This window comes from Candidatus Niyogibacteria bacterium (genome assembly GCA_016432485.1).
Taxonomy (GTDB): Bacteria; Patescibacteriota; Minisyncoccia; order HO2-45-28; family HO2-45-28; genus HO2-45-28.
On the sequence record CP066691.1, the window covers coordinates 712,208 to 725,136 of the forward strand.

The 12,929-nt window shown below is 46.6% G+C and carries 13 protein-coding genes and 1 tRNA gene; 7 read left to right on the plus strand and 7 right to left on the minus strand.

All coding sequences use genetic code 11. From position 1 onward, the window contains the following. Positions 1-29 precede the first annotated feature (29 nt). From HYY55_04000 to HYY55_04010, 3 genes are read left to right on the plus strand one after another with little or no spacing between them, the layout of a single operon-like run. A complete protein-coding gene (locus tag HYY55_04000; protein QQG46096.1) occupies positions 30-1,277 on the plus strand; it encodes a serine hydroxymethyltransferase in 1,248 nt (415 codons plus the stop codon). Continuing rightward, a complete protein-coding gene (locus HYY55_04005) occupies positions 1,274-2,131 on the plus strand; it encodes a bifunctional 5,10-methylenetetrahydrofolate dehydrogenase/5,10-methenyltetrahydrofolate cyclohydrolase (GenBank protein ID QQG46097.1) in 858 nt (285 codons plus the stop codon). The genes HYY55_04000 and HYY55_04005 overlap by 4 nt, the downstream gene beginning before the upstream one ends. Positions 2,132-2,135: 4 nt before the next feature. Then, positions 2,136-2,705: a phosphatase PAP2 family protein gene (locus HYY55_04010; protein QQG46098.1), complete on the plus strand. Its 570-nt coding sequence runs from the start codon at positions 2,136-2,138 to the stop codon at positions 2,703-2,705. On the opposite strand, the gene HYY55_04015 is transcribed toward HYY55_04010, so the two are convergent. Further along, entirely contained in the window at positions 2,702-3,376 is a 675-nt protein-coding gene (locus HYY55_04015; protein ID QQG46099.1) for a hypothetical protein, read from the minus strand. The genes HYY55_04010 and HYY55_04015 overlap by 4 nt on opposite strands. Before the next feature lie 84 nt (positions 3,377-3,460). On the opposite strand from HYY55_04015, the gene HYY55_04020 reads away from it, so the two are divergent. After that, positions 3,461-4,627 (plus strand): acyl-CoA dehydrogenase family protein, encoded by a 1,167-nt coding sequence (locus HYY55_04020; protein ID QQG46100.1) that lies wholly within the window; start codon positions 3,461-3,463, stop codon positions 4,625-4,627. Positions 4,628-4,790: 163 nt separating this feature from the next. On the opposite strand, the gene HYY55_04025 is transcribed toward HYY55_04020, so the two are convergent. The 5 genes from HYY55_04025 to HYY55_04045 all read right to left on the minus strand — a co-directional run bounded on the left by HYY55_04025 (position 4,791) and on the right by HYY55_04045 (position 8,465). Beyond that, positions 4,791-5,279 (minus strand): hypothetical protein, encoded by a 489-nt coding sequence (locus tag HYY55_04025; GenBank protein ID QQG46101.1) that lies wholly within the window; start codon positions 5,277-5,279, stop codon positions 4,791-4,793. Positions 5,280-5,714: 435 nt separating this feature from the next. Further along, complete coding sequence (locus HYY55_04030) at positions 5,715-6,344, minus strand: hypothetical protein (GenBank protein ID QQG46102.1); 630 nt, start codon at positions 6,342-6,344, stop codon at positions 5,715-5,717. 158 nt (positions 6,345-6,502) lie between these two features. Continuing rightward, the gene (locus tag HYY55_04035) at positions 6,503-7,261 is read right to left on the minus strand and encodes a class I SAM-dependent methyltransferase (GenBank protein ID QQG46103.1); all 759 of its coding nucleotides are present in this window, start codon (positions 7,259-7,261) and stop codon (positions 6,503-6,505) included. Positions 7,262-7,623: 362 nt separating this feature from the next. After that, the gene (locus tag HYY55_04040) at positions 7,624-8,115 is read right to left on the minus strand and encodes a hypothetical protein (GenBank protein ID QQG46104.1); all 492 of its coding nucleotides are present in this window, start codon (positions 8,113-8,115) and stop codon (positions 7,624-7,626) included. 263 nt (positions 8,116-8,378) lie between these two features. Continuing rightward, positions 8,379-8,465: transfer RNA gene (locus HYY55_04045), tRNA-Leu, on the minus strand. A gap of 73 nt (positions 8,466-8,538) precedes the next feature. Here HYY55_04045 and HYY55_04050 point away from each other — a divergent pair. Beyond that, positions 8,539-9,570, plus strand: coding sequence for a ParB/RepB/Spo0J family partition protein (locus tag HYY55_04050; GenBank protein QQG46105.1), 1,032 nt, complete (start codon positions 8,539-8,541; stop codon positions 9,568-9,570). Here the strand turns inward: HYY55_04050 and HYY55_04055 are convergent. Then, positions 9,560-11,308 (minus strand): bifunctional (p)ppGpp synthetase/guanosine-3',5'-bis(diphosphate) 3'-pyrophosphohydrolase, encoded by a 1,749-nt coding sequence (locus HYY55_04055; GenBank protein ID QQG46106.1) that lies wholly within the window; start codon positions 11,306-11,308, stop codon positions 9,560-9,562. The two genes, HYY55_04050 and HYY55_04055, sit on opposite strands and share 11 nt — an antisense overlap. Before the next feature lie 72 nt (positions 11,309-11,380). Here HYY55_04055 and HYY55_04060 point away from each other — a divergent pair, with 72 nt between their 5' ends. Beyond that, positions 11,381-11,821 (plus strand): response regulator, encoded by a 441-nt coding sequence (locus HYY55_04060; GenBank protein ID QQG46107.1) that lies wholly within the window; start codon positions 11,381-11,383, stop codon positions 11,819-11,821. A 22-nt stretch (positions 11,822-11,843) separates the two neighbouring features. Next, positions 11,844-12,914 carry a DNA-protecting protein DprA gene (gene dprA, locus HYY55_04065; GenBank protein ID QQG46108.1) on the plus strand — a complete coding sequence of 357 codons (1,071 nt, stop codon included), beginning with the start codon at positions 11,844-11,846 and terminating at the stop codon, positions 12,912-12,914. Positions 12,915-12,929 lie beyond the last annotated feature (15 nt).

The window sequence follows — 12,929 nt, forward strand, 5'->3', positions numbered from 1 at the left end:
AACCATTTGTCAATGCCTATTATCAAATAATGATAGACCAAAAAATGCGCGGACTGATTAAAGCCGAAGAAAAGCGGCAGCAAGGCGTTATCAACCTGATTGCTTCTGAAAATTTTGCATCAAAAGAGGTTCGGGAGGCGAGCGGTTCGGTTTTGACTAATAAATATTCAGAAGGTTATCCGGGGAGGCGTTATTACGCCGGAAACGAAATTATTGATAAAGTTGAGCGGCTGGCACAGGAGCGCGCGCTGAAACTTTTTAAATTAAATCCGGCGCGTTGGGGCGTGAATGTTCAGGCGCTTTCCGGAGTTCCGGCAAATTTTCTTGTTTACTCGGCTTTGATTGAACCGGGACAAAAAATCGCGGGACAGGCCTTGGATCAGGGCGGGCACTTGTCTCACGGTTCAAAGGTTAGTTTAACCAGCAAGTTTTGGCACTGGGTTCATTATACGGTTGACAGGAAAACAGAAATTCTGGACTATAAAAAACTTGCAAGCCGGATGAAAAGAGAAAAGCCCAGGATGATTGTTGCCGGATATTCGGCTTATTCACAAAAATTGGATTTTAAAAAATTCAGAAAAATTGCCGATTCAGTCGGCGCGCTTTTGATGGTTGATATGGCGCATTTCGCGGGTTTGGTTGCGGGCGGAGTTTATCCTTCGCCGTTTCCTTACGCCGACATTATTACAACCACGACCCACAAAACTTTAAGAGGCCCCAGAGGCGCCTTAATTTTCGCACGAAAAATCCAACATCCAACATCCAACTTCCAACTTTCAGAGTTGATCGATAAAGCCGTATTTCCGGGGGGACAAGGCGGGCCCCATGATCATCAAACCGCCGCGATTGCCGTCGCTTTACGCGAAGCGATGCAACCCCCGTTTAAAAAATACGCTCGCCAAATCGTAAAAAACGCGAAAGTTCTTGCCGATGAATTAAAAAAGAAGGGCTGGCGAATTGTCTCGGGCGGAACAGACAATCATTTATTTTTAGTTGATGTCTGGTCGCAAGGTCTTGCCGGAAAAGACGCCGAGAGTATTCTGGAATCAGCCGGAATTATAATCAACCGAAACGGTATTCCGTATGACAGCCGTTCTCCTTTTAATCCGTCGGGGATTCGTATTGGAACTCCGGCCGTGACCACGAGGGGAATGAAAGAAAAAGAGATGGTGATTATCGCCGGGTGGATTGACGGGCTTTTAAAAAGTGAAATAAGCCCCTTGAGCGTTAAAAAAGAAGTCGCGCGCTTCGTAAAGAAATTTCCGATTAAACAATGATTATTGACGGAAAAAATCTTGCCGAAGAAATTAAGGAAGAATTAAAAAAAGAAATCTCGGCAGCCGGAAAAAAACTTAAGCTCGCCGTAATTTACATCGGTGAAAATCCGGCATCAGCCAGTTTTATTAAGCGAAAGCAGGCATACGGCGCGGAAATAGGCATTGAAGTTGAAATAAAAAAACCGAAAGAAGAAATATGGAAATCGCGGGCGGGATTAAGGGATTATCTCTCAAAAATAACGCACGATAAAAAAAATAACGGAGTCATAATCCAATTGCCGCTTCCAGAAGAAATAAAATCAAGAACTCAATATCTGCTGGACGCCATTCCCGCGGATAAAGATGTTGATGTTTTGTCATCGGAAGCCGTCGGTAAGTTCGCAAGCGCCCGCTTTTCCATAACTCCTCCGGTTGTGGGGGCGATTAAACATATTTTTGAAAAAAATAAAATTGAACTCGCGGGTAAAAATATAGTTATTGTGGGCGAGGGCGTTTTGGTGGGCAAGCCCGTTGCTTTGTGGTTTTTAAGCCGGCGTTTGCCGTTCACCATCTTAACCACCAAGTCGCCAAATTTTTCAGAAGTTATGGCTGGCGCCGATATTGTTATTTCGGGAGCGGGCAAATCCGGATTGATTAAAAAAGGCATGGTAAAAAACGGCGTTGTTGCCATTGATGCCGGTACCTCATCCGAGTCCGGCCAACTGAAAGGAGATTTTGATCCGGTGGTTTCCGAGAAGGCGTCTTTGTTTACTCCCGTTCCCGGCGGCATCGGCCCCTTAACGGTCGCGATGCTTTTTAAAAACTTTATTGTTTTGTCGCAAAAAACCAAACACCGAGTGTCTGGTAAACATTGATAATATGGATACGGCTGTTTTAAGTTATTTAAATAGTTTTGCGGGGCGATGGCAGTTTTTTGACACAGCCGTAATTTTCAAGGCCGAATATCTCGGCTGGTGGATGCTTGCGGGAGTCGGTGCGTTTTTGGCGGTCTCCGCCTATCTAAAAAGAGGGGAATTAAAGGCAAGGCACATGGTTTTTGTGGCCGTTGTCTCGGGCCTTCTGTCGCGGTTTGTGGTTACGGAGATCATCAGATTTTTTTACGACAGACCGCGCCCGTTTGACTTGTCCGCCGAAGCCTTGGCGAAGGCGGGAGTTTTGGATGTTTATAAACTAATAGCGCATAACGGCGGAGGGTCATTTCCTTCGGGTCATGCGGCTTTTTTCTTTGCTGTGGCAGCCGGAGTTTTTATCTATTACAAAAAGTGGGGAATTTTATTTTATTTGTTTGCTTTAGCCATGGGGCTAAGCCGAGTTATCGCGGGTATCCATTGGCCGTCAGACATCTTGGGGGGCGCTATTATAGGCATTGCCTCGGCGTATTTAACGACTTACGTCGTATCAAAATATCAAAAACGCTCCGATATCTAACTTTCCTTAACTTCCCAATCAAGATGCATTTTGGGGAGCATCATATGGGGGTTCCATTCTTTTTTGAGTTTATTTAAATCGTCGGCCGCCTGATACTTGCCTTTATCCTGGGAATAATCTTTATCTAATATTGGCTCTACTTCGTAAAAAACCATCTGCGCTATTCTGCGTCCGACAACCAGCGGTATCGTGAAGTGCTGTGAATTGTTCGTCACCTCCATCGTCCAGCGGTTAAAGTACCCGACATCTCCCCAGCCGGCGTCTTTGCAAACCTCAATAAAATTTCGTCCGAGTGATGAGCGGGCGTACATTTTGCCGACGCATTTTTTGCGGCCGCCGACGAATTCCTGGGTGTGCGCAAGGATTGTTTCTCCCGGGTGCAGGAGAATGACCTTATCGCGCGGTTTGATATTGGCGAATTTCATCCCCATTTGTTTTGAAAGTTTGTCCGCGTTAGCCGCTTTATGCGGTCCCGACCAAATACGTCTGGTTGAGGCCTCGTCATATATATTATGTATGGTGTGTCCGCCGTTCGGGTGCGATTCGCGCCAGAAATGCTCGCCGAGTGTCACATCGTAGCTCGTGGTTTTGAGCTTTTTGGGATGAAAAGGAGCAATAATTATATTGCCCTCCTTAATATGTCTTAAAATTGCGTTTCGGGATAAAAGCATAAGGAAAGTTTAGCACGCTTGAAGACGGAAGAGTATAGATTTATGATGTGGATGGCTGTTGAAAACTGAATAAGGGGTCCGATTATGGATTTTGAACTGACTGCCGAGCAAAAAATGATTCAAGATATGGCGAAAGGTTTTGCCGTCACTCATTTCGCGCCCATTGTTGAAGAATATGAGGCGCAAGAAAAATGCCCCACACATCTTTTTCAGAAAACGGCCGATTGTGGATTTTTGGGCATAAATGTTCCCCAGAAGTTTGGTGGAATGGGCTTGGATTCCGTCTCTCAAATGCTTATTGTCAAGGAGTTGTCCAAGGTCTGGGCCGGGGGCACTTTGAGTTTGATCATTGTCCCGAATTCCTTGGTAGCCTATTCTCTGGCAAAATACGGTACGGCCGAGCAAATTGAAAAATACCTGAAGCCGCTAATTAGGGGCGAGAAGCATGGGTGTTTTGGCTTGACCGAGCCGAATTATGGTTCGCATGCCTCGGGCGTGAAAACCAAAGCACACCCCCCCGACATAAGTGTGTTCGGAAGCGCATATAGAATAAATGGCGAGAAAACCTTTATTACCAATGTTACTTTTGCCGATTTTATCCTGGTTCTGGCACGAACCCATTTGGCAGACAAAGACCGGCCGGAATACGACGGTTTGACTGCTTTCATTGTAGATATAGGTGCGACTTGCGTTACCAAAGAGATAAAAAAAATAGGACTTCACTCCGCTCCTTTCGGTTCAATTCATTTTAAAGATACGTTTGTTTCGGAGGAAAATATTTTAAGCAAAGAAGGACGAGGTTTTAAAATTTTTATGGATACCCTGATTTCGGGTCGGATTTTTATTGCCGCCCAAGCGTGGGGAGTTGCTGAAGCCGCGTTTGAAGACGCGTTGGCCTATACCAAAGAGAGGAGGACTTTCGGAAAACTTTTGATTGACCATCAGGTGGTTAGCCACACTCTTGCCGATATGGCCATGGCGGTCAAAGAAGCCGAGTTCTGGACGCTTTACGCCGCTTCGCTTAAGGACTCCGGCGCGCCCGATTTTCGTAAATGGGCTTCGGCCGCGAAGACAAGGGCTACTGAAAGCGCGCTTTTTTGCGCCGATAAAAATGTTTTAATTCACGGCGGCATGGGTTACACCCGCGAAGCTCTTGCGGGACGCCTTTGGCAGGAAGCTAAAGCATTTGAAATTTATGAGGGCGCAAATCCCATTCAAAAAGAAATTATTGCCAGAGAACTGAAAAAGTAAAAAATGAATACGCAACGAGTGTTGCGTATTTTTATTTTGGCGGGCGGCAAATTTTTTGAAAAATATAAAGAGAAAGGCACCGTCAACTGAATGAACGGTGCCTGTGATGGACAGCACTCGAAGGTGACTATCCGGAAACCTTTAGAACGAACGCTTACTCCTCCTACATCCACACCGGCCCTCGAGTTCCCCACGTGTAGGGAAGCCCGATGCCAGCGCAGCCGTACTCGCCGCGTCTCGCCTTTTTCCAAAGGACGAGCTGTGCGTGGCGGACCTTCTGGTCACACACCACGCACAGGCGAAGCTGCCTGATCCGATCGTTCTTCACGAACCGGATCAGCGCAACCTCGACATCGGCTTGCCGACCTGATGTCTCCACCAGATCGTCGGGACCGAGCGCCGGCGGCTCCTGCGGCACTTCCGCGTATCCGTACGCGTAGTATTCGCCGTTGTAGTAATCGAGCCGGAGCGTGAAGTCGCCGAAGTTGATCTTCGGACGATGCACCACACTTTGCCGGTCCGACCAGATCCCGAAGAGGAAGAAGAGAATCGCTTCTCTCCACCTCGACTCGGGGAATTCCTGCGACGACAGACCGCTGACCTGGATGCCATTGCTGATGACACCCGCGAGACGCGCAACTAGCTGATTCATACGAACCTCCTGGGAGGTACTCCGCAATACCACACTACTGAACCATTCAGCAGGTGAATTGTGGAGGCAGCCGCATTTCTGCAGCAACAAGCGAGAAACTAAGGAATAATTTCCCATTTGTTGCCGCAAAAGCCAAAAATCAATGTGCTTAATTTACTGTAATAAGTATAGCATATATAAACTCATATGTCAAGCCAAAACAGAGCAATCAAAAAAAGCCCTTATTTCAGGCCATTTTCCACTTTTAAATTCTTATGGAAATTTTTCTTTGCATTGCCCTACGAAGCCTTGGTCCTACTCCGTAGCAGTCACTACTGCGAAGGACGCAGCGAAGTATGGGGCGGCAAATTCTTTGTTTTTTACAATTTTAAAAATGAGAAACCCGCTACGCCCGAAGACGTAGCGGGTGGGCAGTCTGCTTAGTTTTTGTTGCGATCACCACCATGGCGGGCGTTCGAAGTCGCGAAGCGAGATGTTGTTCACGTTGATCCACGCATCGTAGCAGTCACCACCGTCGAGCTTGGCGGACAGCTCGGAGCCATCCTCAAACTTGATGTGGAGATTCTCGCCGACCACGTCAATCTCGGTGAGCTTCTTGCCAACGAATTCGCTCGTGAGCTTCGCGACGAACTGCTGTCGTGCCGCTTCGTGCGCTTCCGCCCTACGACGCTCTCGCTCTTCCTTCTCGCGCTGAGCCCGCGCCTCGTAATCCCTGCGGATCGTTTCCTTGAGCGTCGGGTTCGATACATAAAGCGCGATTCCCACGGCAGGCACTTCACGCCAACCGCCGCCCTCGATCTTCTTGCGCTGTTGTTTCCGCATGAACGTATGGCGGATCTCGACAGTCCAAGGATCGGTAAGGGCGATGTTGTCGCTCGGAACCTCGAAACTCCGATCTCCGGATTCGATCTTCACCAGCTCTCCGAAGAGAGACGCTCCGACAACCTGAGGATTCGGCGAGAAGCCGAGCTCTCGCACCTGATGACCACCAGACACGACCCATCCTCCCTCGTTGAGCTTGTTGACAAGCTCTATCGGGGACAACGAAGTGCTGTGCCGGTTCATCGCGTTCACCTCCTAAGGTTTGATTTGTTCAAGGGAATGTAGATAATTCCACACTCCGACTGTTTACAGTGTAGCAAGTATATATGACTTTGTCAAGCTCAGGTACAGTTAACCTTATGAGGTGACATTCTTGATGCGATAGGGTGACAAATTCTTTTTTAGATTTTATGAGCAACAATGACAACTCTATGGCGTTTCAACTCAATACCTTCTTGCGTTTTCATTTTTTCAACATACTCGGACAAAAATTTCCCGTCTTTAGTTGGGTCAAAATCCTTAAAAATAGGCACACTTTCAAGCCAAAGGCTGAAATTATCAATATCCGAATAATATTCGGAGTAAAAAAATTCTTTTGCGAAAATCTCCTTAAAGCCAAGTGTTTCAAGCTCCGTCTTTTTCGATGCAAGGACGGATTTATCCCAGCCGCCAAAATTTTGGCCCCGACCAAAAACCTCCTTCAATTCCTTTGCGTCTTTCTCGCCGATACCAATTTCTATAAAACAACCACTCTTTTTCAAAACTCGATGAATTTCTTGATAAGGAGTTGGGCCTCTACGACTGTAAATCAAATCAAAATATTTGTCTTTAAATGGAAGTTTTTCTGCCTCGGCTTTTTGAAAAGTAACATTAGAAACTTTCTGTTCTTCTTGAAACTGCTTGGCCTTAGCGAGCATTTCAGAAGATATATCAATTCCAAAAGTTTTATGAAATTTTTCTGCTATTTTAAGCGTAAATCTTCCGTCGGCACAACCAATATCAAGAGCGGTCTTATCTTTGTGGCCATACTTAATAAGTTGCTCAAGAAAAATTTCTTCTGGATTCCCATTGGGAAAATGGCTTTTGTGAATTGCTTCGGACTTATAGCCGCCGAATTTTTTAGCAACTTTATCATAAAACTTTTGGTCAGGAATATTCATAGGATTAAAAAATTTTCTTTTCTGCTTCTAACGAAATCGGGAATTTCTTTTTCCCCTAAAAGATTTGCTTCGCAAATTTAACGGGGCACGTATTTTTCTCCGAATTCTTTTGCTGTTTTGGCATCCTGAAAGGAAGTGACAATTTCCCTCCTTCGCTTTCAGCTACGGACGGACAAGCAAGTTTTTTTTTGCTTTGCACTTCGTAGCTTCAGCGAAGGATGTGGCGGCATTCAATCCAAGAATTCGCGAAGCGAATACCTAAAGAATATAGGATTTTAAAAATGATGACAACAATGACAATCAGAAAAAAGAAACAGGCCGAACGCTCTTGCGAACGCTGGCCTGTTGGTTGTGGTTATTCCTCACGGCAGTTCTCCGTTCAGGATTTCCTGCCACGAGTTCACCTGCTTGACGCGGCTGAGGAAGCGAGCGTATCGCCACACTTCATCGGGACGCGGCTGGAAGAGGTAGAGCGTGCTCACCGTAGCGAGGTTGCCCAAGACTTCCAATCGGTCGTCAACAAAGTGGGTAACGCCCAACTCCTCACAGATACCGGCCTTCTCGTGTCGCTCACGGCAGAAGCGAACGCGCTCGCGTCCGATTCCAGTGAGGTCATAGAAGCGGTGATGGTCGAGCCATTGCAGGGTTTTGTTCTGCACACGCTGACCGCACTTCGAGACAAGGAATACCTTGTCGCCGAACCGCTTCTCCACGAGCTGACGCAGAGCGTCGAAGACGCCCGGCACTGCCGTAGTCCGCAGGTAATTGTCAGTGAAGAACGAGGTATCGGTTCCGTCGTTCACTCGGTCGATGATGACGCCGCCGATATCGACGCCAAGCGTTTCTGCATTCAACGTTCTGCCCTCCTATCAAGGCACATTTTAACCTAAGCACTATGCCTAGATTTGAAAGCAATCATAGCATATCCAATCTAATACGTCAAGAAGCGGCGTTTGGCCGCTTCTTGGAAAGAATCACTAGGATTAAAAATTTTTCTTTTCTATTTTTCTTACGTGATGCCGCGGGTGGGAGTTCTTTTGACTCGCTTTGCTCGTCTGCAAGCCTGGGCTGCCTAAAGGCAGCCCTTCAACTCCCACCAATAATTATTTTAAATTCTTGGTGCCGCGGGTGGGAGTTGAACCCACATGACCTTGCGGTCGCAGGATTTTGAGTCCTGTGCGTCTGCCAGTTCCGCCACCGCGGCATAAACTTCTACGATAAATCTATACATTTATCCACCCATTGTCAAAAAAAACTGATTTGCTAACCTATAAATAATGTCTGAAATTTCATCCGAAGCCTCAAATAAAACCCAAAGCATTTTTTGGATTGAAACCGATAAAATAAGTCCGAATCCGCTTCAGCCGCGGCGCGAATTTGATGAGGCAAAGCTCAACGATCTTGCCGAATCAATCAAACAATACGGCATTTTGCAGCCGTTGGTGGTGGTGCGTCAAGAGCGTGAGACCGGCGCGGGCATCGCGGTTGACTACGAGCTGATTGCCGGTGAACGTCGTTTGAGAGCGGCAAAGATAGCCGGATTGGCTCATGTTCCGGCAATGATACGAAGTGAGCCGGCCGACAAAGTGAAACTGGAGATTGCTTTGATTGAAAATGTCCAGCGTGAAGATTTGAATCCGATGGAACGGGCCGTCGCTTTCAAACAACTGATGGATAATTTCAATATGCGTCAGCGCGACGTCGGTTTGAAAATCGGGAAAAGCCGCGAATTCGTGGCCAATACTTTAAGAATGCTGTCTCTTCCGGAATATGTGCAAAAAGCGCTTGCTGACGGGCGAATAAGCGAGGGACATGCCAGGCCTCTTATGATGCTGTCCGAGCGGCCCGAAGAACAGGAAGCTTTGTTTAATGATATTTACTTCAAACGGCTTTCGGTCCGCGATGCCGAAAAAGCGTCGCGCCGAATCGCGGTTGAGCGTACGCGCAAGCGCGACGACATACCGGATGCCGAAACCCGTTCGCTTGAAGAAAAGCTGCGCGAAGCTCTGGGCACCAGAGTATATATAGAAAGGAAAGGCATCGGCGGAAAGATTTCCATTGAATTTTTTTCGGAAGACGAACTACGCACTCTGATAAATCAAGTTGCTTTGCATAGAACTCAAGAGGGCGCTGATTATGGAAGTGTTCGGCCTGAAGAAAAACTTGCTGAAAAAATACCGCTAAATGAGCCGGTTTCGGGTCAACCTTTTGAAGACGAATCTTTGGATTCTTTGCCTTCGCCGGAGTCCGAAATAAACATAATGACCGCTCAAGCCCGCCCCGAAGACCTGAAGGATTTTACGGTTTGATTTTCTCCGCTACCGATTGCACTCCGCTGATTTTTTTGATGCGGGTTTTTATGCGTTCAAGCTGTTCGGCTTTTTTGCTTCGGAATTTTATGGTGATGGTCGGATAATCATTGCCGTGCGCCGCGCTGGAGACGGATTCTATATTAATTCTGAAAGTGGCGAGCACCGCGGTTATATCTTTCAGGACGCCGACTCTATTTTTTACGACTATATTTAATTCAGCGGAGTCTTCGCCAATTTTTTTAGACGGATGAATTATGCCAAGCACTTTTTTTATGCGGTTTTTGGCTAAAGAAGTTTTTACAAAGGTCAGCCATTCGGCGCTGGGTTTTTTATTTTTTTGAGTTATGATTTCCACCACGCTTCCGGAGGATAGAGTTGACGATAACGGAGACATTTTGGAATTGATTTTCGCGCCGGCCGCGTGATTGCCGATTTCCGAATGGACATGGTAGGCGAAGTCCACGGGTGTGGCTCCCTCGGGCAGGTCCACGACATCGCCCTTGGGAGTTAAAACGAAGATGCGGTCTTTGAAAAAATCAATTTTTAAGGATTCCAAAAATTCTTCGGAATTTTGTTCTTTTTCAAATTCTTTTTGCCATGATTGCAGTTGTTTAACCCAGGCGAACTTTTGTTCTTTGAATTCGGCTCCGCCTCTAGGTTTGCCGGCTTCATCCCAGAACCAGTGGGCGGCGATTCCGTATTCCGCTTCGCGATGCATTTCCTCGGTGCGTATCTGAAACTCGGTTGGCTGTCCGTCAAGGCAAAATACCGTGGTATGGATGCTTTTGTAGCCGTTGAGTTTCGGCAGTGCTATATAATCTTTTATTCTTCCGGGCATGGGCTTCCATAATTTATGGATGACACCGAGCGCTGAATAGCAATCTTCCACGTTTTTTACGATTATTCTCAGCGCTACCAGGTCTAAAACCTTGCCCCAGTTCATTTCATAGCGCAAAAGTTTTTTCCATGTGCTGTAATAATGTTTAGCCCGAGCCGATACTTCAAGCGGTTTTATATGTTCGGCCGCCAGCTCTTTTTTGACCACCGGCATTATTTTTTTCAGGTATTTTTCTCTTTCGGGAATTTTGGCGCCAACTTCTTTTTTGACCCATTCGTATTCTTGAGGATAGACATAGCGGAAGGCCAGGTCTTCAAGTTCATTTTTCATCTCGCCCATTCCCAGCCGATCAGCCAGTGAAGCGTAAATTTCAAGGGTCTCGGTCGCGATTCTGCGCTGTTTGTCGGCAGACGGCAGGACGTAAAGAGTTTTCATATTATTAAGGCGGTCAACCAGTTTTAATACGACTACCCTGATATCTTCGGCAACGGCCAGAAACATCCGTCGCATGGATTCGGCGGCGCGCTCTACGCCGTGGTATTTTAATTTATCCACTTTGGTGACGCCCCGGACTAAAAAAGCGATTTCGTCCCCGAATTTCTTTTTTATGTCGCGCATTGTGGCTACGTTGTCTTCAACCGTGTCGTGGAGAAGTGCTGCTGAAACGGTTTTCACGTCCAGCTTTAAAGAAGCCGCGTCCAGCGCGACGTCCGTTACGTGATTTATGTACGCTTCTCCGGTAAGGCGTGTCTGTAAGCGATGGGCCTCGGAGGCGTATTCAAAAGCTTTTTTAATCAGCGCCAAGTCGTCTTTTGAGAACCGCCCCCTATTTTTGGCCAGAAGTTTTTGTTCAAAGTCCGACCAAGACAGGCCTAAATTTTTTGAAGCATTTACCATATACATATTATATGGCAGAATTAACTTTATAGGCCAATTCAATTATTAATTATTAATCATTAATAAATTAGTATGAATGATTCTGAAAATCCTCAAGGGGTCACAGGCGGCGCTCCGGATAGTCCCGCCCAAAACCAATACTCGGTTTTAATAGTTGAAGACGATAAATTTCTGCGGGACCTTTTGGTTCTCAAATTAAAAAAAGAAGGTTTTAAAATCAGCGAGGCTCTTGACGGTCAGGAGGGGCTGAATAAGGCCAGAAGCGTAAAGCCGAACATAATCGTTCTGGATTTGATAATACCGGTTAAGGACGGCTTTGCTTTTTTGGAGGAGATGAAGAAAGATCCGCAGATAGAATCAATACCGGTGATTGTGCTTTCCAATTTGGGACAGCGCGAGGATATAGAGCGCGCCAAGGCTCTGGGCGCTAAAGATTACATGGTTAAGGCTCAGCTTACGCCGATAGAAGTGGTGGAAAGGATTAAAGCCATTTTAAGGGAGTCATACATTTAGTTTTTGGTTCCGGAATTTGTATATGAATAAAGAGGCTCAATTTGCCCATGCTTTTAATACTATTCAGGGTATGGGCGCTCTTAAATTAAGAAGACTTTGGACGTTTTTCAATTCATTTGAAGACGCGTGGTCAGCCGGACATCATGAAATTGAGAAAAAAACTGGTGATGCGGATTTGGCTTTACTTCTTGACGCAAGGCGGAACGTAAATCCGCGCCAAGAGTGGCGCATTCTTGAAGACGCGGGCATTAAAAGCGTTTTTCAAAGCGATGAAAATTATCCCAACCTTTTGCCTGAAATTCCTCATCCGCCGGCCATTTTATATTATTTAGGCGATCTGAATTACGCGGTTCAGCCGACAGTGGCCATTGTCGGAACAAGGCGCGCTACGCGCTATGGACTTGAAACCGCGGAGAACTTAGCCGCGGATCTGGCCGCTTCCGGAATTTTAGTGGTCAGCGGTTTGGCTTTGGGCGTTGACAGCCGCGCTCACCGCGGAGCTTTGAAGGGGGGAGGTAAAACCGTTGCCGTTTTGGGCTCCGGCCTTAACTATATTTATCCTTTGCAGAATAAAGAACTCGCCGCTAATATAATCGCCCAAGACGGAGCCGTTATTTCCGAGTTTCCTCCGGCTAAGGCTCCGGAAAAATGGACTTTTCCGCAGAGAAACAGAATTATAGCGGGATTATCCCGATTGGTGGTGGTTGTGGAGGCTCCCCGGAAAAGCGGCGCTTTAATTACGGCAAATTTAGCGCTTGATTATAATAGGGAAGTGGGCGCTGTTCCCGGGGAAGTGGGCTCAATAAATTCATTCGGAACAAACGCGCTTTTGAAAAACGGCGCGGCAGTCATTCGTTCAGCCGACGATGTTCTGGAACTTCTGGGAATGGAGACGGTCCCAGTGAACACTCTTGACAAAACGGACGACATCGACCAATACTTATTGGGTTTGATGGAAGAACCGCTGGACGCCGGCTCCATTTTGCAAAAAAGCAATTTGAGTCCGGCGGAACTTAATCAGAAACTTACTCTTCTGGAATTATGCGGGAAAATTAAAAATGTCGGAGGAATGTTTTATAAAATTTCTAATTAACCTAAATTTCTAATT